Here is a 22172-nt window from a genome sequence, read left to right as displayed (position 1 = left end):
CTCGTAATCGTCAGAAGGTCACGCGGGTGGCGCTGCTATCGTGGGTCTGGCCGGCCTGCAACTGCTGGACGATGGCTTCCTGCAGGCGGCTGCACAGGTGCGGGTCGGACAAGGGCTGGTTGTCGGCGTCGGTGATGAAGAACACGTCTTCCACGCGCTCGCCGAGTGTGGCGATCTTGGCGTTCTGCAGCGACAGGTCGAACTCCAGGAAGATTCGCCCCAGGCGCGCCAGCAGACCGGGGCGGTCCGGGGCGATGATCTCGAGGATGGTCACCGGCCGCTGGGCGTCGTTGTGGATGGTCACCTGCGGAGCGAAGTTGAAGTGCTTGAGCTGGCGCGGCACGCGACGCTGGATGATGGTCGGATAGTCCTCGGGGTTGCGCAGGGCTTCGGTCAGCCCTTCGCGGATCTGCTTGACCCGCTGCGGGTTGTCGCCGATCGAGCCCCCGTCATTGTCGAGCACGATGTAGGTATCGAGGGTGAACTGGCTGCTGGAGGTGATGATGCGCGCATCGTGGATGTTCAGGTTGAGCTGGGCCATCGCTGCCACGGTCACGGCGAAGAAATCATGCTGGTCGGGGGCGTAGATGAAGATCTGCGTGCCCCCTTCGAATTCGCGCTGGGTGGTTTCCTTGATCAGCACCAACGGGCCACCGTCGGCCGGCTGCTGCAGGATCGCATCGCTGTGCCAGGCCACGTCGGCGGCGGTGTGCTTGAGGAAGTAGTCATCGCCCAGTTGCGACCAGAGCTGTTCCACGTCATCCGGGTCGGTGCCCTCGCGAATCAGGATGTCCAGCGCGGCGCTCTGGGTTTGCCGGATCTGCTCTTCGCGGTCCAGCGGGTTTTCCAGGCCTCGGCGCAGCGCCCGCTTGGTCTCGGTGTAGAGCTGGCGCAGCAGGCTGGCGCGCCAGGAGTTCCACAGGCTCGGGTTGGTGGCGTTGATGTCGGCCACGGTGAGCACGTAGAGGTAGTCCAGGCGCGTTTCGTCGCCCACGTGCAAGGCGAAATCGTGGATGACCTGAGGGTCGGAGAGGTCCTTGCGCTGGGCGGTGGTGGACATCACCAAGTGGTTCTGCACCAGCCAGACGATCAGTCTGGAGTCCCACGCCGGCAACTGATGGCGTTCGCAGAAGGCTTGGGCGTCGACGGCGCCAAGCTCGGAGTGATCGCCCTGACGGCCCTTGCCGATGTCGTGGTAGAGGCCTGCCAGGTAGATCAGCTCAGGCTTGGGCAGGCGCCCCATGAGCTTGCTGGCCAGCGGGAATTTCTCCGACACCGGGGTGTACTGCAGCTTGCGCAGGTGCTTGATCAGGTTGAGCGTGTGCGCATCGACCGTATAGATGTGGAACAGGTCGTGCTGCATCTGCCCGACGATCAGGCCGAACTCCGGCAGGTAGCGGCCAAGGATGCCGTAGCGGTTCATGCGGCGCAGGTTGCGGTGGATGCCGATCTCGCACTTGAACAGCTCGATGAACAGGCTGGTGTTGCGGATGTCGTGGCGGAACTTGTCGTCGATCAGATGACGATGCTCGCGCAGCAAGCGCACGGTATCGGCGCGAACGCCTTTTATTTCCGGGTGCTGGGCCATCAGCACGAACACTTCGAGCATGGCGAAGGGCGTGCGCTTGAACACGTTGGGGCTGACCGCTTCTATATAGCCATCGTGCACGCGAAAGCGCGCATTGAGCGGCTGAGTGCTACCGCTGTCATCGGCCAGGATCACTTCCTCGAAGTGCTGGATGATCAGGTCGCACAGCTGGCTGATGCTCATCACCACCCGGTAGTACTGCTGCATGAACTGCTCGATGGCGCGCTTGGGGTTGTCGTCGCCATAGCCGAGCAGCGTGGCGATGCTGCGCTGGTGGTCGAACAGCAGGCGATCCTCGGCGCGCCCGGCGAGCATGTGCAAGGCATAGCGCACGCGCCAGAGAAAGGCCTGGGAGGAGGCCAGCAGTTCGTTCTCGCTTTCCAGCAGGAAGCCTTCGCCGGCCAGGGCGTTGAGGTTGAGCGTGCCGTATTGACGGCGCGCGACCCAGAGCACGGTCTGGATATCGCGCAGACCGCCGGGCGAGCCTTTGACGTTGGGCTCGAGGTTATATTCGGTGTCGTTGTATTTGTGGTGCCGGGCCTGAAGTTCGGCGCGCTTGGCCAGGAAGAACGCCTTGCTCGGCCACATGTGCGCGGTACTGGTGACTTCCAGCATGCGCTGACGGAGGGATTCAGGGCCGGCCACGGTGCGACTTTCCATCAGGTTGGTGATCACCGTCAGGTCCGCTTGCGCCTGTTCGGCGCATTCCTCGACCGTGCGAACGCTCTGTCCGACTTCCAGGCCGATGTCCCACAGCAGAGTCAGGAAGCGCTCGATAGCATCGCGGTACTGTTCGTGCTCGGCACAGTCGAGCAGGATCAGCAGGTCGATGTCCGACCAGGGGTGCAGTTCGCCGCGGCCATAGCCGCCCACCGCCACCAGGGCGATGCCGTTCAGGTTGCCCCAGTCGAACTGATTCCAGGCCTGCTGCAGGATGTTGTCGACGAACCAGGCGCGATCCTCGATCAGTTGGCGAATCTCGGCGCCTTCGCGAAAGCGCCTGTCGAACACCTCGCCGGCCTGGCGCAAGGCTTTCTTGAAGGCGGGGATGGGGCTTGCCTTGAGCGCCAGCTCCGCCTGGAACTGGCCGCGATCGAACAACTCGGGATCCACCTGGGGCATCGGGTCGCCTTCCTGAATTGAATTTACGCCGAGGTTCGGGCGATGGTGTCGTCTTTGCGCAGGGTGAAGATTTCGTAGCCTGTGGCGGTCACCACGAGGGTGTGCTCCCACTGTGCCGAGAGCTTGTGGTCCTTGGTCACCGCCGTCCAGCCGTCGCCCAGCACCTTGGTGTCGGCTTTGCCTTGGTTGATCATCGGCTCGATGGTGAAGGTCATGCCTTCCTTGAGCTCCATGCCCGTGCCGGCCTTGCCGTAGTGCACGATCTGCGGCTCTTCATGGAACACTCGGCCAATGCCGTGACCGCAGAACTCGCGCACCACGGAGAAGCCGTTCTTTTCCGCATGCTTCTGGATCACTTCGCCGATGTCGCCCAGGCGGCAGCCTGGCTTGACCAGTTCAATGGCTTTGTACAGGCATTCCTGGGTGACCTTGGACAGCCGCTCGGCCCAGGGCGCGACGCTGCCGACATGGAACATGCGGCTGGTGTCGCCGTGGAAGCCGTCTTTGATCACGGTCACGTCGATGTTCAGCGTATCGCCGTTCTTGAGCGGCTTGTCGTTGGGAATGCCGTGGCAGACGACATGGTTGATCGAGGTGCAGATCGACTTGGGAAAGCCCTTGTAGTCGAGCGGAGCGGGGATCGCTTGCTGGACATCGACGATGTAGTCGTGGCAGAGGCGATTGAGTTCCTCGGTGGTCACGCCGGGCTTGACGTGCTCTTCGATCATCTCCAGAACTTCGGCGGCCAGGCGGCCGGCGATGCGCATCTTCTCGATGTCTTCTGCGGTTTTGATGGTAACGGTCATGACAGGCTCTCTACGGCGCCGAGCGGCGCCCAACAAAACGGGAAAACCGGCATTCTATCAGAGCCGCCAGCGGCACGCGGCAGCGATAAGCCGCAAGCCGCAAGCCGCAAGCCGCAAGCAGGTGAGTCATCCCCGGCGCTTCGTCTTGCAGCTTGCAGCTTGCAGCTTGCAGCTTGCAGCTTGCAGCTTGCAGCTTGCAGCTTGTAGCTTGCAGCTTGCAGCTTGTAGCTCGCGGCTCTTTCTACCCGTGGGAGTCTGTGGTATAACATGCGCCGCTTTCGGGGGTGTCCCCGTCAGCTCTAACCCACACACGTGTCGACACGATGGCCTGGGTGCCCGGGATCTCAGGATTCGTGGGTTGGTCATTGGGATACGTGGAGGCCCAACCCGACTTATCAAGGAACTATCATGTCCCAAGTCAACATGCGCGATATGCTGAAGGCCGGTGTGCACTTCGGCCACCAGACCCGTTACTGGAACCCGAAAATGGGCAAGTACATTTTCGGCGCGCGCAACAAGATCCACATCATCAACCTGGAAAAAACCCTGCCGATGTTCAACGACGCACTGTCGTTCGTCGAGCGCCTGGCCCAGGGCAAGAACAAGATCCTGTTCGTCGGCACCAAGCGTTCGGCCGGCAAACTGGTCGCCGAGCAAGCAGCACGCTGCGGTTCGCCGTATGTCGACCACCGCTGGTTGGGCGGCATGCTGACCAACTACAAAACCATCCGTGCTTCGATCAAGCGTCTGCGCGACCTGGAAACCCAGGCCGACGATGGCACCTTCGCCAAGCTGACCAAGAAAGAAGCCCTGATGCGTTCGCGTGATCTGGAAAAACTGGATCGCAGCCTGGGCGGCATCAAGGACATGGGCGGTCTGCCTGACGCACTGTTCGTCATCGACGTTGATCACGAGCGCATCGCGATCACCGAAGCCAACAAGCTGGGCATCCCGGTCATCGGCGTCGTCGATACCAACAGCAGCCCGGAAGGCGTCGACTACATCATTCCAGGTAACGATGACGCCATTCGCGCTATCGAGCTGTACATGACTTCGATGGCTGACGCTGTCATCCGCGGCCGCAACAACGTTGCTGGCGGCACCGAAGTCTACGCTGAAGAAGCGGCGGCACCAGCGGCCGAGTAATTGACGCCCAGCGTCTACTTGGTACGCGAAAAGGGGGCTTGGCCCCCTTTTTGCCACCTGAAATCCTCCTGTCAGCAGACGGGCGCATCATGTGCCGGGCAGGTGTGAAGACAGTGGATTTGCAGATTTAGAACGCCCGTGATGCACGGGTGGAATGGTTGAAAAACTTTCCAAGAGGATTTTGAAATGGCAGCAATTACTGCAGCGCTGGTCAAAGAACTGCGCGAGCGTACCGGCGAAGGCATGATGGATTGCAAGAAGGCCCTGGAAAAGGCCGGCGGCGACATCGAAAAAGCCATTGACGACATGCGTGCCTCGGGCGCCATCAAGGCCGCCAAGAAAGCCGGCAACGTCGCCGCTGAAGGCGCCATCGCAGTCAAGACCGACGGTAAATCCGCCGTTCTGCTGGAAGTGAACTCGCAGACCGACTTCCTGGCCCTGCAAGACGACTTCAAGCACTTCGTCGCCGAAAGCCTGGAAGAGGCCTTCGCTCAGAAACTGACCGACGCTGCTCCGCTGATCGCTTCGCGTGAGGCTGCTCGTGAGGCCCTGGTCGCCAAGTGTGGCGAAAACGTCAACATCCGTCGCCTGGTGCGCGTTGAAGGTGACGTCGTGGGTGCTTACCTGCACGGCAACAAGATCGGCGCTGTCGTCGTTCTGAAAGGCGGTGACGTTGAGCTGGCGAAGAACATTGCCATGCACGTTGCAGCCTCGAACCCCGAGTTCCTGGATTCGTCGGAAATCTCCGCCGAGGCCATCGAGCGCGAGAAGGGTGTCTTCCTGCAACTCAACGCCGACAAGATCGCCGGCAAGCCGGAAAACATCGTCGAGAACATGATCAACGGCCGTATCACCAAGTTCAAGGCAGAAGCCTCGCTGAAAGAGCAGGCGTTCGTCATGAACCCGGAAGTCAAGGTCGGTGATCTGGCCAAGAAAGCCGGCGCCGAAATCGTTTCCTTCACCTACTTCAAAGTCGGCGAAGGCATCGAGAAGCCGGTCGACAACTTCGCTGAAGAAGTTGCCGCCCAGGTCGCTGCCGCCAAGCAGTAAGACAGCCCCGTCTGTCGCCCCGAAGAGGCTGCCCGCTCACGCGCGCAGCCTCTTTGTCAAAGCGCGCGCGGTTTATCAGGCCGCTGTTCGCTGACGCATACGCTGCGTCACGTTAGAGTTACGCGTAGGCTGATACAGCCCGCCAGATTTTTTACAAACGCCGCAGGAGAGATTCGCAATGGCTCAGCAGGGTAGTGGTCATCAGGCTCGCTATAAACGCATTCTACTCAAACTTAGCGGCGAGGCCCTGATGGGCTCGGAAGAGTTCGGGATCGACCCCAAGGTCCTGGATCGCATGGCGCTGGAAGTCGGCCAGCTGGTCGGCATCGGCGTTCAAGTCGGCCTGGTGATCGGTGGCGGCAACCTGTTCCGTGGTGCGGCCCTCAGTGCTGCCGGCATGGACCGAGTGACTGGCGACCATATGGGCATGCTGGCTACCGTGATGAACGCTCTGGCCATGCGCGATGCCTTGGAGCGGGCGAACATCACCGCCGTCGTCATGTCGGCGATTTCCATGGTGGGCGTGACCGATCATTATGATCGTCGCAAGGCCATGCGCCACTTGAACGCCAAGGAAGTGGTGATCTTCGCCGCCGGCACCGGCAACCCCTTCTTCACCACCGACTCCGCCGCTTGCCTGCGCGCCATCGAAATCGATGCCGACGTGGTATTGAAGGCAACCAAGGTGGATGGCGTATACACTGCAGACCCATTCAAAGACCCGCATGCCGAGAAGTTCGATCATCTGTCTTACGATGAAGTGCTGGATCGCAAGCTGGGCGTGATGGACCTGACGGCAATCTGCCTTTGCCGTGATCACAAGATGCCGCTGCGTGTCTTCAATATGAACAAGCCCGGCGCCCTGCTGAATATCGTGCATGGTGGTGCTGAAGGAACTCTGATCGAGGAAGTTCAAAAATGATCAACGAAATCAAGAAAGACGCTCAGGAGCGGATGAAGAAGTCGCTGGAGTCGCTGGCCCATGCCTTTGGCCAGATCCGTACCGGCAAGGCGCATCCAAGCGTACTCGGTAGCGTGATGGTGCCCTACTATGGCACCGATACCCCGCTGACCGGCGTGGCGAACGTGACCGTCAAGGACAACCAGACGCTGCAAGTGGTGCCTTTCGAGCGCAACATGCTGGCCGCAATCGACAAGGCTATCGGCAGTGCCGGTCTGAACCTCAACCCGACCAACCTGGGCGAGCTGCTGCTGGTCAAGATGGCGCCGCTGACCGAAGAGACCCGCAAGGGCTTCACCAAGCAGGCCCGAGCGGCCGCTGAAGATGCACGTGTGGCAGTGCGCAACATTCGTCGTGATGCGCTGGGCGACTTGAAGAAGCTGTCCAAGGACAAGGCGATCAGCGAGGACGAAGAGCGTCGCGCCAGCGCCGACATCGACAAGCTGATCAAGGATTTCGAGGCGCAGATCGCCAAGGCTACGGAAGACAAGGAAAAGGACCTGATGGCCGTCTGAGGCCGGGGTTTTTTCATGGATAAGACCAAGCTGGCGGCACCGTCTGTGGTGCCGCGTCATGTCGCGATCATCATGGACGGCAATAACCGCTGGGCGAAGAAGCGCCTGTTGCCCGGTGTTGCCGGGCACAAGGCGGGCGTCGATGCGGTACGTGCGGTGATCGAGGTCTGTGCCGAGGCGAAGGTCGAAGTGCTCACGCTCTTCGCCTTCTCCAGCGAGAACTGGCAGCGTCCGGCCGATGAAGTGGGGGCGTTGATGGAGCTGTTCTTTTCGGCCTTGCGCCGCGAAGCCAAGCGCCTGAACGACAACAACATCAGCCTGCGCATCATCGGCGATCGTTCGCGTTTTCATCCGGAATTGCAGGCGGCAATGCGCGAAGCCGAGGCGCTGACAGCCGGCAATGACCGCTTCATTCTTCAGGTCGCGGCCAACTATGGCGGGCAATGGGATATCGCCCAGGCGGCTCAACGTCTCGCACGCGAAGTGCAGGCTGGCCACCTGAGGGCCGATGACATTACCCCTGAGTTGTTGCAGACCTGCCTGGCGACCGGCGATTTGCCGCTGCCCGACCTGTGCATCCGCACCGGTGGCGAGCACCGCATCAGCAACTTCCTCCTTTGGCAGTTGGCGTACGCCGAACTGTATTTCTCCGACCTCTACTGGCCGGACTTCAAACACGAGGCCATGCGCACCGCGCTGGCCGATTTCGCTTCGCGCCAGCGCCGCTTCGGTAAGACCAGCGAGCAGGTCGAAGCTGGAGCCCGTGCTTAATGCTTAAACAACGCATCATTACCGCGCTGATCCTGCTGCCGGTCGCGCTGGGCGGATTCTTCCTGCTCGGCGGCGCCGACTTCGCGCTGTTCATCGGTTTCGTGGTCACCGTCGGCGCCTGGGAATGGGCACGTCTGGCCGGGCTGACCGCCCAGCCGCTGCGTCTGGCCTACGCCACCGTGGTCGCCGGGGCGCTGATGCTGCTCTACCTCATGCCCGACCTGGCGCCCTGGGTGCTGGGCGCTTCGGTGATCTGGTGGGGGTTGGCGACCTGGCTGGTGCTGACCTATCCACGCAGCAGCGAACTGTGGGGCAGTGCCGCCTGCCGGCTGCTGATCGGCCTGCTGGTGCTGCTGCCGGCCTGGCAAGGCTTGGTGCTGCTCAAGCACTGGCCGCTGGGTAACGGCTTGATCCTGTCGGTGATGGTGCTGGTCTGGGCGGCGGATATTGGCGCTTATTTCTCCGGGCGTGCCTTCGGCAAGCGCAAGCTGGCGCCGCAGGTGAGTCCTGGCAAGAGCTGGGAAGGTGTCTACGGCGGCATGGCGGTGAGCCTGCTGATTACGCTGGTGGTCGGTCTGGTGCGCGACTGGGGCATAGGACAGATTCTGCTCGGCCTGGTCGGCGCGCTGATCGTGGTCATGTCGTCGGTGGTTGGGGATCTGACTGAAAGCATGTTCAAGCGCCGCGAAGGCATCAAGGACAGCAGTAATCTACTGCCTGGGCATGGCGGCGTGCTCGACCGTATCGACAGCCTGACGGCGGCGATTCCCATGTTCGCCGTGCTGCTCTGGGCGGCCGAATGGGGTGTGATGTGAGCCAAGTGCAGCGCATCACCGTACTCGGGGCGACCGGTTCGATCGGCCTGAGCACCCTGGACGTGATCGCCCGTCATCCCGACCGCTATCAAGTGTTCGCCTTGACGGGCTACTCGCGTCTGGACGAGTTGCTGGCACTCTGCCTGCGACACCGTCCAGCCTATGCGGTCGTGCCCGATGCCCGTTCCGCGTCTCGCCTGCGTGACGGGCTGGCGGCGGCAGGTTGCGACTGCGAAGTGCTGGAAGGAGAGGCTGGGCTCTGTCAGGTCGCCTGCGCCAGCGAAGTGGACGCGGTAATGGCCGCCATCGTCGGTGCAGCGGGATTGCGTCCCACCCTGGCAGCCGTGCGCGCCGGCAAGAAGGTGTTACTGGCCAACAAGGAAGCGCTGGTGATGTCCGGCGCGCTGTTCATGCAAGCGGTGCGCGACAGCGGCGCCGTGCTGCTCCCCATCGACAGCGAGCACAACGCAATTTTTCAGTGCCTGCCTGGGGATTATTCCCGAGGTCTGGCGCAGGTGGGGGTGCGTCGCATCCTGCTGACGGCGTCCGGCGGGCCCTTCCGCGAAACCTCGGCGGCCGCGTTGAGGGATGTCACGCCCGAGCAGGCTTGTGCTCATCCCAATTGGTCGATGGGGCGCAAGATTTCCGTCGATTCGGCCAGCATGATGAACAAGGGACTCGAGCTGATCGAGGCGTGCTGGCTGTTCGATGCCGCCCCTTCGATTGTGGAAGTGGTGGTGCATCCGCAAAGCGTCATTCATTCGCTGGTCGACTACGTCGACGGCTCGGTACTGGCGCAGTTGGGCAATCCTGACATGCGTACCCCGATCGCCAATGCGCTGGCTTGGCCGCAGCGAATCGATTCGGGTGTCGCGCCGCTGGACCTGTTCGCGATAGCGCGCCTGGATTTCCAGGCGCCCGACGAGCAGCGCTTCCCGTGTTTGCGACTGGCGCGTGCGGCAGCCGAAGCCGGCAATAGCGCTCCGGCCGTGCTCAATGCGGCCAACGAAGTGGCGGTGGAGGCATTCCTCCAGGGGCGTATCCGCTTCCCGGAAATCGCGAGTATGATCGAGCAGGTCCTCGAGCAGGAGCCGGTCGTCGCGCTGGCTTCGCTGGAGGCTGTGTTCGCCGCCGACCAGCGTGCCCGGGAGCATGCCCAGGCATGGTTGAGGCGCCACGGTCGCTGACCCCTGTCGGCCAAAAGCCCGGCTGAACAGCATTCGGAGATGGATATGACAGCGCTCTACATGATCATCGGCACCTTGGTGGCGTTGGGTGTACTGGTCACGTTTCATGAGTTCGGCCACTTCTGGGTGGCGCGCAAGTGCGGGGTCAAAGTGCTGCGTTTTTCGGTGGGCTTCGGCACGCCGCTGCTGCGCTGGCATGATCGCCACGGCACTGAGTTCGTCGTCGCGGCGATTCCGCTGGGTGGTTACGTCAAGATGCTCGACGAACGCGAAGGCGACGTTCCACCTGCACTGCTCGGGCAGTCGTTCAATCGCAAGCCGGTGGGGCAGCGTATCGCGATCGTCGCTGCCGGTCCGATCGCCAATTTCCTGCTGGCGATCCTGTTCTTTTCGCTGGTCGCCATGCTCGGCAGTCAACAGGTGCGTCCGGTCATCGGTGCGGTGGAGTCGGGCAGCCTGGCGGCGTCAGCGGGTCTGATGCCTGGGCAGGAAATTGTTTCCATCGATGGCAAGCCGACCAACGGTTGGTCTGCAGTCAACTTGCAGTTGGTTCGGCGCCTCGGCGAGAGCGGAAGCTTGCGCGTCGGTGTGCGCGATGAGGGCGCCACGCTCGAGCGTCAGCATGAGATCAGCCTGGACCATTGGCTCAAAGGGGCCGACGAGCCTGATCCGATCCAGTCACTGGGTTTGCGCCCATGGCGTCCGGTATTGCCGCCGGTGCTGGCCGAGATCGATCCGAAAGGGCCGGCAGCCGCGGCGGGCATGAAGACCGGCGATCGGCTGCTGGCGCTGGACGGGACGGCCGTGAGCGACTGGCAGCAAGTCGTCGACCGGGTCCGTGCCCATCCCAAGACCCAGGTTCAGGTGCGCCTCGAGCGAGACGGCGCGCAGTTGGAGCTGCCGGTGACCCTTGCCAGCAAGGGCGAGGGCCAGGCGGCAGCAGGCTACCTCGGTGCGGGCGTCAAAGGTGGCGAGTGGCCGGCAAACATGCTCCGCGAGGTCAGCTATGGACCGCTCGAAGCGGTCGGCGAGGGCTTGTCGCGGACCTGGAACATGAGTGTCCTGACCCTCGAATCGCTGAAGAAAATGCTCTTCGGCGAGCTCTCGGTAAAAAACTTGAGCGGACCGATAACCATTGCTAAAGTGGCGGGCGCTTCAGCCCAGTCGGGCGTTGGGGATTTCCTGAATTTCCTGGCCTACCTGAGCATAAGCCTGGGGGTTCTGAACCTGCTGCCCATCCCGGTACTGGATGGGGGGCATTTGCTGTTTTACCTGATTGAGTGGGCGCGCGGTCGTCCGCTTTCCGATCGGGTGCAAGGTTGGGGGGTCCAGATCGGTATCAGTTTGGTCATAGGGGTGATGTTGCTCGCCCTGATCAACGATCTGGGTCGACTTTAACGCTTCGCTCTATTGCGAACCTGCCGCCGTACTGCGGTGGCGGGTTGTTTATTGCCAGTTGGAATAAAAGGACTTCATGAAACGTCTGCTGCTAACTGCGGTGCTCTCCGCACTGATGATCGCTGAAGTTCACGCCGAGTCCTTCACCATCTCCGATATTCGTGTCAACGGCCTGCAGCGGGTTTCCGCCGGCAGTGTGTTCGGCGCGTTGCCGTTGAATGTGGGCGACCAGGTCGATGACCGGCGCTTGGTGGAGTCCACCCGTTCCCTGTTCAAGACCGGGTTCTTCCAGGACATTCAACTGGATCGCGATGGCAATGTCCTGATCATCAACGTGGTCGAGCGCCCATCGGTGTCGAGCATCGAGATCGAAGGCAACAAGGCGATCAGCACCGACGACCTGATGAAAGGCCTCAAGCAGTCCGGTCTGTCCGAAGGCGAGATCTTCCAGCGCGCGACCCTCGAAGGCGTTCGTAACGAGCTGCAGCGCCAGTACGTGGCCCAGGGTCGCTACTCGGCTGAGGTGGACGCCGAAGTGGTGCCGCAGCCACGCAACCGCGTCAGCCTGAAGATCAAGATCAACGAAGGTACGGTTGCTGCCATCCAGCACATCAACGTGGTGGGCAACACCGTATTCGGCGATGAAGAGCTGTCTCAACTGTTCGAGTTGAAGACCACCAACTGGCTGTCGTTCTTCAAGAACGATGACAAGTATGCACGCGAGAAATTGTCCGGTGACCTGGAACGCCTGCGTTCCTACTACCTGGACCGCGGCTACATCAACATGGACATCGCCTCCACTCAGGTGTCCATCACGCCGGACAAGAAGCACGTCTACATCACCGTCAACGTCAACGAAGGTGAAAAGTACACCGTTCGTGACGTGAAACTGTCCGGCGACCTCAAGGTGCCGGAAGACCAGGTCAAGTCGCTGATGCTGGTCCAGCCCGGTCAGGTGTTCTCGCGCAAGGTCATGACCACCACGTCCGACCTGATTACCCGACGCCTGGGTAACGAAGGCTACACCTTCGCCAACGTCAATGGCGTTCCGCAGCCCAACGATCAGGATCACACCGTCGACATCATGTTCGTCGTCGATCCGGGCAAGCGTGCCTACGTCAACCGCATCAACTACCGCGGCAACACCAAGACCGAAGACGAAGTATTGCGTCGTGAGATGCGTCAGATGGAGGGCGGCTGGGCCTCCACTTACCTCATCGACCAGTCCAAGACCCGTCTCGAGCGCCTGGGCTTCTTCAAGGAAGTCAACGTCGAGACTCCGCCTGTGCCGGGCACCGATGACCAGGTCGACGTCAACTATGCGGTCGAGGAGCAAGCGTCCGGCTCGATCACCGCCAGCGTTGGTTTCGCCCAGAGCGCCGGCTTGATTCTCGGTGGCTCGATCAGCCAGAGCAACTTCCTCGGTACCGGTAACAAGGTCTCCATCGGTTTGACCCGCAGCCAGTACCAGACCCGCTACAACTTCGGTTTCGTCGATCCCTACTTCACGCCAGACGGCGTGAGCCTGGGCTACAACGCCTTCTATCGCAAGACCGACTATGACGACCTCGACGTCGACGTGGCCAGCTATGCGGTGGACAGCCTGGGTGCCGGTGTCAGCCTGGGGTATCCGATCAGCGAAACCTCGCGCCTGACCTACGGCCTGACCGTGCAGCAGGACAAGATCAAAACCGGTCGCTATACCGTGGATGAGATCTTCGACTTCCTCAACAAGGAAGGCGATAGCTTCCTGAACTTCAAGGCGTCGATCGGCTGGTCCGAATCCACCCTGAACAAAGGTGTCCTGGCGACCCGTGGTCACTCTCAAAGCCTGACGTTGGAAACCACCGTTCCGGGCAGCGATCTGTCGTTCTACAAGCTCGACTACCGCGGCCAGGTGTTCAAGCCTCTGAGCAATGACTACACCCTGCGTCTGCACACCGAGCTGGGTTATGGCGATGGATTTGGTGGCACTTCGGGTCTACCGTTCTACGAGAACTACTACGCGGGTGGTTTCAACTCCGTGCGTGGCTTCAAAGACAACACCCTTGGGCCACGAAGCACGCCTAGCTCGGGTCGAAACCCTGGCACCATTCGTGATCCCGATCAGGATCCGTTGGCCTTCGGTGGTAACGTCCTGGTGCAGGGCGGTGTCGAGTTGCTGTTCCCGCTGCCGTTCGTCAAGGATCAGCGCTCGCTGCGCACCTCGGTATTCTGGGATGTGGGTAACGTCTTCGACACCAATTGTGGCTCCAAACCGGACTGCGCCAAGGTCGGCTTCTCGGACATGGCAAGCTCGGTGGGCCTGGGGGTAACCTGGATCACCGCGCTGGGCCCGCTGAGTTTCAGCCTGGCGATGCCGGTCAAGAAGCCGGACAACGCCGAAACCCAGGTATTCCAATTCTCTCTGGGCCAGACTTTCTAAGCAGGCCCTTGCTTAACGACAACGGTTTATCCAGGAGTGCATCGTGCGTAAGTTGACTCAACTGGCCGTAGTGGCCGCGGCGCTGGTCGCCACCCCGGCTTTCGCCGAAATGAAGGTTGCCGTTCTGAACTACCAGATGGCGCTGCTCGAGTCCGATGCGGCTAAGAAGTACGCCGTTGACGCCGAGAAAAAGTTTGGTCCACAGCTCAACCAGCTCAAGACCCTCGAAAGCAGCGCCAAAGGCATTCAAGACCGCTTGATCAAGGGCGGCGACAAGATGCAGCAGCCCGAGCGTGAGCGCCTGGAGCTTGAATTCAAGCAGAAGGCTCGCGACTTCCAGTTCCAGTCCAAGGAACTGAACGAAGCCAAGGCCGTTGCTGACCGCGACATGCTCAAGCAGCTCAAGCCCAAGCTCGATGGCGCTGTGGAAGAAGTCATCAAGAAAGGCGGTTTCGACCTGGTGCTCGAGCGTGGCGCGGTAATCGATGTCAAACCTCAGTACGACATCACCCGCCAGGTTATCGAGCGCATGAATCAAGCGCGTTGATATGACCCTGACCATCACGCTCGGCCAGTTGGCCGACACCCTCGGGGCCACACTCAGTGGCCCCGAGTCGCTTGCGATCACCGGTCTGGCGACCTTGCAGGAAGCCGGGCCCGGGCAGTTGAGCTTCCTGGCTAATCGTCAGTACCGCAAATTCCTCGACGAGAGTCAGGCGGCGGCTGTGTTGATCACGGCCGAGGATGCCGAGGGCTTCACCGGCAACGCAGTGATCGTGCCTGATCCCTATCTGGCTTACGCGCGCATCTCCCACCTGTTCGATCCGAAGCCCAAGGCTGTGGCAGGTATACATCCTAGCGCCGTGGTGGCAGAGGATGCACAGGTGGATGAAAGTGCCAGCGTCGGCGCGTTCGCGGTGATCGAGAGTGGCGCACGCATCGCGGCGAACGTCACCATCGGTGCCCACTGTTTCGTAGGTGCTCGTTGCGTTATCGGTGAGGGCGGCTGGTTGGCGCCGCGGGTCACGCTGTACCACGATGTGACCATCGGCAAGCGCGTCGTGATTCAGTCCGGCGCAGTGATTGGCGGTGAAGGCTTCGGTTTCGCCACTGAGAAAGGCATCTGGCAAAAGATCGCGCAGATTGGTGGTGTCACGCTCGGCGACGATGTAGAAATCGGTGTCAATACTGCGGTGGACCGAGGGGCGCTGTCCGATACGCGCATCGGCAATGGGGTCAAGCTCGACAACCAGATCCAGATCGCTCACAACGTGCAGGTTGGTGACCACACCGCGATGGCTGCCTGTGTCGGTATTTCAGGCAGCACCCGGATCGGCAAGCACTGCATGATCGCAGGTGGCGTCGGGATGGTCGGTCACATCGATGTCTGCGACAACGTCTTCGTCTCCGGCATGACCATGGTGACCCGCTCGATTACCGAGCCCGGTGGCTATTCTTCCGGCACCGCCATGCAGCCTCTGGCCGAATGGCGCAAGAGCGCTGCGCGGATTCGGCAGCTTGACGACATGTCCAAACGGTTGCAGCAACTGGAAAAACGTGTCGACACCGTGACCTCAGGTGGCCAGCCGGCATCAGAAGGCTGATACCATTTCCTGAGCAAGAGTGAACAGTCGCTCGCTGGCTCCTCTTTGGACTGCAAAAGGAGCGTGTGGTCAGCACCTGCGCTCCCTATTCTTATTACAGGCTTCCCCCCGAAATGATGGACATCAACGAGATTCGCGAATACCTGCCTCACCGTTATCCGTTCCTGCTGGTGGACCGGGTCACGGACCTGGACTTCGAGGCCCAGAGCATTCGTGCCTACAAGAATGTCAGCATCAATGAACCGTTCTTCAACGGTCACTTCCCGGCGCATCCGATCATGCCTGGCGTGCTGATCATCGAAGCGATGGCCCAGGCAGCCGGGATTCTCGGGTTCAAGATGCTCGATGCGAAGCCTGCCGATGGCACGCTCTATTACTTCGTCGGCTCCGACAAACTGCGCTTCCGCCAGCCGGTGCTGCCTGGCGATCAGTTGGTACTCGAAGCCACGTTCCTCAGCCGTAAAAGCATGATCTGGAAGTTCGAGTGCCGCGCTCTGGTCGACGGCAAGCCGGTCTGCTCGGCCCAGATCACCTGTGCGGAACGCTCCCTATGAGTTCGATTGATCCGCGGGCGATCATCGATCCGTCGGCCAAGGTGGCTGACGGTGTCGAGATTGGCCCCTGGTCGATCGTAGGCCCTGATGTCGAAATCGGGGAGGGCACCGTCATCGGCCCGCACGTAGTGCTCAAGGGGCCGACCCGAATCGGCCGGCACAACCGCATCTACCAGTTCAGTTCCATCGGTGAAGACACCCCGGACCTCAAGTACAAGGGCGAGCCTACCCGTCTGGTGATCGGTGATCACAATGTGATCCGCGAAGGCGTCACCATTCACCGTGGAACCGTTCAGGACCGCTTCGAGACTACGCTGGGTGACCACAACCTGATCATGGCCTATGCCCATATCGGCCACGACAGCGTGATCGGCAATCACTGCATCCTGGTCAATAACACGGCGCTGGCCGGCCATGTGCATGTAGGTGACTGGGCGATCCTGTCTGGCTATACCCTGGTGCATCAGTATTGCCACATCGGCGCCCACGCCTTTTCCGGCATGGGCACGGCCATTGGCAAGGATGTGCCGGCATTCGTCACGGTGTTCGGCAGCCCGGCCGAAGCGCGCAGCATGAACTTCGAAGGCATGCGCCGTCGTGGTTTCAGCGATGACGTGATCCAGAACCTGCGACGCGCCTACAAGATCGTTTACCGTCAGGGCTTGACGGTGGAGGACGCAGTCAAGGAACTGGATGAGTTGGCGGCTCTGAATCCTGAAGTCGAGTTGTTCCGTCAGTCGATCCTCAGTTCCGCCCGCGGCATCACGCGCTGACATGGCCTCACTTTGCGTAGCGCTGGTCGCCGGTGAGGCCAGCGGCGACATCCTAGGCTCGGGTCTGATGCGTGCGCTCAAGGCACGTCACCCCGACGTCCGGTTCATTGGCGTCGGTGGTCCTCTGATGGAGGCCGAAGGGCTGCAGTCTTACTTCCCCATGGAGCGACTGTCGGTGATGGGTCTGGTCGAGGTGCTGGGACGTTTGCGCGAACTGCTCAAGCGCCGCAAGGACCTGATCCAGACGCTGATCGGCGAGAAGCCCGACGTGTTCATCGGCATCGACGCACCGGACTTCACCCTCACCATCGAATTGAAGCTGCGTCAGGCCGGGATCAAGACCGTGCATTACGTCAGTCCCTCCGTCTGGGCTTGGCGGCAGAAGCGGGTGTTCAAGATCCGCGAAGGCTGCGACCTGATGCTCACCCTGCTGCCCTTCGAGGCGAAGTTCTACGAAGAGCAAGGCGTGCCTGTACGCTTCGTGGGTCATCCGCTGGCCGACACTATTCCCCTGCAAGCCGATCGCAGTGCTGCGCGCGCGTCTCTGGGGTTTGGCGATGGACCGCTGGTGGCACTGATGCCGGGCAGTCGCGGTGGTGAGGTCGGACGCTTGGGTGAGGTGTTCCTGGACACGGCCAAGCGCTTGCAGCAATTGATTCCTGGAGTGCACTTCGTCTCTCCCTGTGCCAACCCGGCACGCCGTGCGCAGCTCGAGCAGATGCTGCAAGGCCGCGATCTGCCACTGACGCTGCTCGACGGTCAGTCTCACCTGGCGCTGGCGGCGTGTGATGCGGTGCTGATCGCTTCCGGCACGGCCACCCTTGAAGCCTTGTTGTACAAGCGTCCGATGGTGGTGGCCTATCGCTTGGCACCGTTGACGTTCTGGATTCTCAAGCGAATGGTTCGCAGCCCCTACGTGTCCTTGCCCAACCTGCTCGCCCAGCGCCTGTTGGTGCCTGAGTTGTTGCAGGACGCCGCCACGCCTGAGGCCCTTGCCACGACCTTGGCACCGCTGGTGCGCGAGGGTGGCGAGCAGACCGACAGTTTCGACCGGATCCACCGCACCTTACGCCGCGACGCCTCCAACCAGGCTGCCGAGGCCGTGCTGGCCTTGCTCGGGAAGCACTGATATGCAGATGGGACTGGATTTCAAGCTGGTCGAGGAACTCGTTGCCGGTGTCGACGAAGTGGGTCGGGGTCCGCTGTGCGGTGACGTGGTCACTGCCGCGGTGATCCTCGATCCGAATCGGCCGATTCTCGGCTTGAACGACTCCAAGAAACTGACCGAAGCACGCCGCGAGGCGCTGTTCGAGGAAATCTGCGAAAAGGCGCTGGCCTTCTGTATCGCTCGCGCCAGTGTCGAAGAAATCGATCGACTGAACATCCTGCATGCCACGATGCTGGCCATGCAGCGTGCCGTCGAAGGACTGAGCATTCAGCCGAAACTGGCGTTGATCGACGGCAACCGCTGTCCGCAGCTGGCCGTGCCTGCCTCGCCGGTGGTCAAGGGCGATTCGCAAGTGCCGGGCATCGCCGCCGCGTCGATCCTGGCCAAGGTTACCCGTGATCGCGAAATGAGCGCGTTCGAGCTGATCTATCCGGGATACGGCATCGGCGGACACAAGGGTTACCCAACGCCAGTACATCTCGAAGCCTTGGCGCGGCTGGGCCCGACGCCGATTCATCGGCGTTCCTTCGCGCCGGTTCGTGCCGCCTATGAGGCGCGGGTCGGGCGCATCTCTTCGTTGATCTAACCGCTCCCGCCGCGCGAGCAGCGGTCGCAATCCTTGCGGCCAATTACGCTACAATCGCGCCTTTGTCGTTCATCGCTGTCACAGGATCCTCCATGCCGGTCTCCTTCGTTCACCTTCGCGTGCATTCCGAATTCTCCCTGGTCGATGGCCTGGTGCGGATCAAGCCGCTGGCCAAGGCCCTGGCCGGAATGAACATGCCGGCGGTGGCGATCACCGATCAAAGCAACATGTGCTCGTTGGTCAAGTTCTACAAGTCTGCCATGGGGGCTGGCATCAAGCCGATCTGTGGTGCCGACCTGTGGCTGGCCGGCGCCGAGCCGGAAGCGCCGCTGTCGCGCATCTGCTTCCTGGCCATGAGCCCGGAAGGCTATCGCAACCTCACCGAGCTGATTTCTCGTGGATGGACCGATGGTCAGCGCAACGGTCTGGTCATCATCCAGCGCGAGTGGATCGTCCCGGCCAGCGAAGGGCTGATCGGTTTGTCCGCCGCGCGTGAAGGCGACATCGGCATGGCGCTGTTGGCCGGCCGTCAGGATGAGGCCGAGGCGTTGCTGCGCGACTGGATGCAGATGCTGCCCGAGCGCTTCTATGTCGAGGTGCAGCGCACCAATCGCGCGCGTGACGAAGAATATGTCCACGCCGCCGTGGCCCTGGCAGACAAGCTCGGCGCGCCGCTGGTGGCAACCAACGATGTGCGCTTCATCAAGCAGTCCGACTTCGACGCCCATGAAACCCGTGTCTGCATCGGCGAAGGCTGGACCCTGGACGATCCGCGCCGTCCACGCCTGTACAGCGATCAGCAATACCTCAAGTCGGCCGAGGAAATGGCCGAGCTGTTCAGCGACTTGCCAGACGCGATCGCCAACACCGTGGAGATCGCCAAGCGCTGCAACATCACCGTGCAGTTGGGCAAATACTTCCTGCCCGATTTTCCGACGCCCAATGGCATGGGTATCGACGACTACCTGCGCCACGTGTCCCACGAAGGCCTGGAAGAGCGTCTGGCGGTACTCTGGCCGAAGGAAACCACGCCTGACTACGATGAGAAGCGCCAGGTCTACCTGGACCGGCTGAAGTTCGAGCTGGACATCATCATCCAGATGGGTTTCCCGGGTTACTTCCTCATCGTCATGGACTTCATCAAGTGGGCCAAGAACAACGGCGTCCCGGTGGGGCCTGGCCGTGGTTCGGGTGCCGGCTCGCTGGTGGCCTATGTCCTGAAGATCACCGACCTCGACCCGCTGGCCTATGACCTGCTGTTCGAACGTTTCCTCAACCCTGAACGTGTTTCCATGCCCGACTTCGACGTCGACTTCTGTATGGACGGCCGCGACCGGGTGATCGACTACGTGGCCGAAGCCTATGGGCGCAATGCGGTCAGCCAGATCATCACCTTCGGCACCATGGCTGCCAAGGCGGTGGTGCGTGACGTAGCGCGGGTGCAGGGCAAGTCCTATGGCCTGGCCGATCGCCTGTCGAAGATGATTCCGTTCGAAGTGGGCATGACCTTGGAGAAGGCGTACGAGCAGGAAGAAATCCTGCGCGACTTTCTCAAGGGCGATGAGGACGCCCGAGAAATCTGGGACATGGCGCTCAAGCTCGAAGGGGTCACCCGCGGCACCGGCAAGCACGCCGGGGGTGTGGTGATCGCGCCGACCAAGCTCACCGACTTCTCGCCGATCGCCTGTGATGAAGAAGGCGGCGGCCTGATTACCCAGTTCGACAAGGATGACGTCGAGGCCGCCGGCCTGGTGAAGTTCGACTTCCTCGGCCTGCGTACCCTGACCATCATCAAATGGGCGATGGAGATCATCAACCGCGAGCAGGCCAAGAAGGACCTGCCCGAGGTCAACATCGACTTCATCCCGCTCGATGACCGCAAGACCTACGAGCTGTTACAAAAGGCTGAAACCACGGCCGTATTCCAGCTCGAATCGCGCGGCATGAAGGAGCTGATCAAGAAGCTCAAGCCCGACTGCCTGGAAGACTTGATCGCACTGGTGGCGCTGTTCCGCCCTGGCCCGCTGCAATCGGGCATGGTCGACGACTTCATCAACCGCAAGCACGGTCGCGCCGAGCTGGCTTATCCGCACCCTGACTATCAGTACGACGGTCTGCAACCGGTGCTGGCGCCGACCTACGGCATCATCCTGTATCAAGAGCAGGTGATGCAGATTGCACAGGTGATGGCCGGCTACACCCTGGGGGGCGCCGACATGTTGCGTCGGGCCATGGGCAAGAAGAAGCCCGAGGAGATGGCCAAGCAGCGTGGCGGCTTCATCGAAGGCTGTGCCAATAACGGCATCGATGCGGACCTCGCAGGAAACATTTTTGACCTGGTAGAGAAGTTCGCCGGCTACGGTTTCAACAAGTCTCACTCCGCTGCCTATGGCCTGGTTTCTTACCAGACCGCCTGGCTCAAGACCCACTACCCGGCGCCGTTCATGGCGGCGGTGCTGTCGGCGGATATGCACAACACCGACAAGGTGGTGGTGCTGGTCGAGGAAGTACGCAGCATGAAGCTGCGCCTCGACGCCCCGGACGTGAATTTTTCCGACTTCAAGTTCACCGTTAACGAGGACGGGCGCATCGTCTATGGCCTGGGTGCGATCAAAGGCGTGGGCGAGGGACCGGTGGAAGCCATCGTCGAGGCGCGCGCCGAGGGCGGGCCGTTCAAGGACTTGTTCGATTTCTGCGCCCGCGTCGACCTCAAGCGCATCAACAAGCGCACCCTCGACGCCTTGATCCGCAGCGGTGCGCTCGACCGTCTCGGTCCGCACTTCCATGACGAGATCAAGGCCTACCACGCCAACATCGACCGCAACCGCGCCGTGTTGCTCTCGGCGCTCGAAGAGGCGATCAAGGCGGCCGAGCAGACTGCACGCACCGCCGACAGCGGTCACATCGACCTGTTTGGCGGGCTGTTCGTCGAAGAGGACTCCGACGTTTATGGCAACCACCACAGGGTGCGCGACCTGACGCTCAAGGAGCGCCTGAAAGGCGAAAAGGACACCCTTGGGCTTTACCTCACCGGTCACCCGATCGATGAATACGAAGCCGAGATCCGCCGCTTCGCCCGCCAGCGCATCGTCGATCTCAAGCCGTCGCGCGAGACTCAGACCATAGCAGGGATGATCATTGCCCTGCGGGTCATGAAGAACAAAAAAGGCGACAAGATGGGCTTCGTCACCCTCGACGACCGCTCCGGGCGCATCGAAGCCTCGCTGTTCGCCGACGCCTTCATGGCCGCCCAGGCGCTGCTGCAAAACGACGCAATGGTGGTGGTCGAGGGCGAGGTCAGCAACGATGACTTCTCCGGTGGCCTGCGGCTGCGGGTCAAGCAGGTGATGACGCTCGAAGACGCGCGCACCAAGCTGGCCGAGAGCCTGCGCCTGAAAATTGCCCATGAGGCGCTCAAGGGCGATCGCCTGACGTGGCTGGGTGAGCTGATCACGCGTCATCGCGGTGGCTGCCCGATCACCCTCGAGTACACCGGCAGCGACGCCAAGGCCATGCTGCAGTTTGGCGACGAATGGTCGATCGATCCCGCTGATGGCTTGATTCAGACACTGCGTGACCAGTTCGGGCGTGAGAACGTCTTCCTGCAATACCGTTGAAACGACGCATTTTAATCTCGACCTCAAGGCGCCACATCCCGTAAGGTATGGCGCCAAAACGGATCAACCGGCCGGCCGCCTGGCCG

The 22172-nt window shown here is 61.5% G+C and carries 18 protein-coding genes; 16 read left to right on the top strand and 2 right to left on the bottom strand.

From position 1 onward, the window contains the following. Positions 1–10: 10 nt before the first annotated feature. Both Q7C30_RS11675 and map read right to left on the bottom strand, forming a co-directional pair. Positions 11–2710: a [protein-PII] uridylyltransferase gene (locus Q7C30_RS11675; RefSeq protein WP_039579599.1), complete on the bottom strand. Its 2700-nt coding sequence runs from the start codon at positions 2708–2710 to the stop codon at positions 11–13. 23 nt (positions 2711–2733) lie between these two features. Then, the gene (gene map, locus Q7C30_RS11670; RefSeq protein ID WP_029613416.1) at positions 2734–3516 is read right to left on the bottom strand and encodes a type I methionyl aminopeptidase; all 783 of its coding nucleotides are present in this window, start codon (positions 3514–3516) and stop codon (positions 2734–2736) included. A gap of 408 nt (positions 3517–3924) precedes the next feature. On the opposite strand from map, the gene rpsB reads away from it, so the two are divergent. From rpsB to dnaE, 16 genes are all read left to right on the top strand, one after another. Continuing rightward, a complete protein-coding gene (gene rpsB, locus Q7C30_RS11665) occupies positions 3925–4662 on the top strand; it encodes a 30S ribosomal protein S2 (RefSeq protein WP_039579597.1) in 738 nt (245 codons plus the stop codon). Positions 4663–4848: 186 nt separating this feature from the next. Further along, a complete protein-coding gene (gene tsf, locus Q7C30_RS11660) occupies positions 4849–5712 on the top strand; it encodes a translation elongation factor Ts (RefSeq protein WP_029613418.1) in 864 nt (287 codons plus the stop codon). Between the two features lie 178 nt (positions 5713–5890). Next, positions 5891–6634 carry a UMP kinase gene (gene pyrH, locus Q7C30_RS11655; RefSeq protein WP_029613419.1) on the top strand — a complete coding sequence of 248 codons (744 nt, stop codon included), beginning with the start codon at positions 5891–5893 and terminating at the stop codon, positions 6632–6634. Beyond that, the gene (gene frr, locus Q7C30_RS11650) at positions 6631–7188 is read left to right on the top strand and encodes a ribosome recycling factor (RefSeq protein ID WP_029613420.1); all 558 of its coding nucleotides are present in this window, start codon (positions 6631–6633) and stop codon (positions 7186–7188) included. Before pyrH ends, frr begins: the two co-directional genes overlap by 4 nt. Positions 7189–7203: 15 nt before the next feature. Continuing rightward, a complete protein-coding gene (uppS, locus tag Q7C30_RS11645; RefSeq protein WP_029613421.1) occupies positions 7204–7959 on the top strand; it encodes a polyprenyl diphosphate synthase in 756 nt (251 codons plus the stop codon). Beyond that, complete coding sequence (locus Q7C30_RS11640) at positions 7959–8774, top strand: phosphatidate cytidylyltransferase (RefSeq protein ID WP_317871589.1); 816 nt, start codon at positions 7959–7961, stop codon at positions 8772–8774. The genes uppS and Q7C30_RS11640 overlap by 1 nt, the downstream gene beginning before the upstream one ends. Next, a complete protein-coding gene (ispC, locus tag Q7C30_RS11635; RefSeq protein ID WP_317871588.1) occupies positions 8771–9961 on the top strand; it encodes a 1-deoxy-D-xylulose-5-phosphate reductoisomerase in 1191 nt (396 codons plus the stop codon). The genes Q7C30_RS11640 and ispC overlap by 4 nt, the downstream gene beginning before the upstream one ends. Positions 9962–10006: 45 nt before the next feature. Then, positions 10007–11359 (top strand): RIP metalloprotease RseP, encoded by a 1353-nt coding sequence (rseP, locus tag Q7C30_RS11630; protein WP_116888827.1) that lies wholly within the window; start codon positions 10007–10009, stop codon positions 11357–11359. Between the two features lie 76 nt (positions 11360–11435). Next, entirely contained in the window at positions 11436–13784 is a 2349-nt protein-coding gene (gene bamA / locus Q7C30_RS11625; protein ID WP_029613425.1) for an outer membrane protein assembly factor BamA, read from the top strand. A 43-nt stretch (positions 13785–13827) separates the two neighbouring features. Further along, the gene (locus Q7C30_RS11620; RefSeq protein WP_029613426.1) at positions 13828–14331 is read left to right on the top strand and encodes an OmpH family outer membrane protein; all 504 of its coding nucleotides are present in this window, start codon (positions 13828–13830) and stop codon (positions 14329–14331) included. Between the two features lies 1 nt (position 14332). After that, on the top strand, positions 14333–15388 hold the full coding sequence (gene lpxD / locus Q7C30_RS11615) for a UDP-3-O-(3-hydroxymyristoyl)glucosamine N-acyltransferase (RefSeq protein WP_039579583.1): 1056 nt from the start codon (positions 14333–14335) through the stop codon (positions 15386–15388). Positions 15389–15501: 113 nt separating this feature from the next. Next, complete coding sequence (gene fabZ, locus Q7C30_RS11610) at positions 15502–15942, top strand: 3-hydroxyacyl-ACP dehydratase FabZ (protein ID WP_029613427.1); 441 nt, start codon at positions 15502–15504, stop codon at positions 15940–15942. Beyond that, entirely contained in the window at positions 15939–16715 is a 777-nt protein-coding gene (gene lpxA / locus Q7C30_RS11605; protein ID WP_029613428.1) for an acyl-ACP--UDP-N-acetylglucosamine O-acyltransferase, read from the top strand. Before fabZ ends, lpxA begins: the two co-directional genes overlap by 4 nt. Before the next feature lies 1 nt (position 16716). Continuing rightward, entirely contained in the window at positions 16717–17844 is a 1128-nt protein-coding gene (lpxB, locus tag Q7C30_RS11600; protein ID WP_317871587.1) for a lipid-A-disaccharide synthase, read from the top strand. A 1-nt stretch (position 17845) separates the two neighbouring features. Next, complete coding sequence (gene rnhB / locus Q7C30_RS11595) at positions 17846–18469, top strand: ribonuclease HII (protein ID WP_317871586.1); 624 nt, start codon at positions 17846–17848, stop codon at positions 18467–18469. A gap of 92 nt (positions 18470–18561) precedes the next feature. Beyond that, entirely contained in the window at positions 18562–22086 is a 3525-nt protein-coding gene (dnaE, locus tag Q7C30_RS11590; RefSeq protein WP_317871585.1) for a DNA polymerase III subunit alpha, read from the top strand. Positions 22087–22172 lie beyond the last annotated feature (86 nt).

The sequence above is a fragment of the Pseudomonas sp. RAC1 genome (genome assembly GCF_030658255.1).
Lineage (GTDB): Bacteria > Pseudomonadota > Gammaproteobacteria > Pseudomonadales > Pseudomonadaceae > Aquipseudomonas > Aquipseudomonas boreofloridensis.
Note: the sequence above shows the minus strand (reverse complement) of the source record. Positions and strands in the feature narration are given on the sequence as shown.